General features: G+C 64.4%; 1 rRNA gene. It reads left to right on the top strand.

What is annotated here, in order from left to right:
* Window positions 1-490 (top strand): 23S ribosomal RNA (locus C2L80_RS13550); the annotation flags it as partial.
* Between the last annotated feature and the right edge of the window lie 116 nt (window positions 491-606).

Here is a 606-nt window from a genome sequence, read left to right as displayed (position 1 = left end):
CCCAGAGTGGAATGGCCGTCGCTCAACGGATAAAAGGTACTCCGGGGATAACAGGCTGATCTTGCCCAAGAGTCCACATCGACGGCAAGGTTTGGCACCTCGATGTCGGCTCATCGCATCCTGGGGCCGAAGTCGGTCCCAAGGGTACGGCTGTTCGCCGTTTAAAGCGGTACGCGAGCTGGGTTCAGAACGTCGTGAGACAGTTCGGTCCCTATCCTCCGCAGGCGCAAGAGGATTGAGGAGGTCTGCCCCTAGTACGAGAGGACCGGGGTGGACGGACCTCTGGTGCAGCAGTTGTCGACCAACGGCACGGCTGCCTAGCTACGTCCGGCACGGATAACCGCTGAAAGCATCTAAGTGGGAAGCCGTCTCCGAGATGAGTCCTCTCTTCGGTAAGGGCCCTCGCAGAACACGAGGTCGATAGGGCGCAGGTGCAAGGCGGGCGACCGCCTCAGCCGAGCGCTACTAATAGCCCGAGTTCTTCTCGCGCACTTCACGGGCGTCCGGTCGGCGTCCGCCAGTCGAAGCGCTGTGCAACCGCCAGGGTGGCGCGGAGCGCGCCCTGGGCGGCCAGAGAGCCGCGGGGGAGCGCCCCCCGCGAGCGCG

It is taken from the genome of Rubneribacter badeniensis (assembly GCF_002899695.1).
In the GTDB taxonomy this organism is placed as follows: Bacteria; Actinomycetota; Coriobacteriia; order Coriobacteriales; family Eggerthellaceae; genus Rubneribacter; species Rubneribacter badeniensis.
This window is presented reverse-complemented; position numbering and strand designations above follow the sequence as displayed.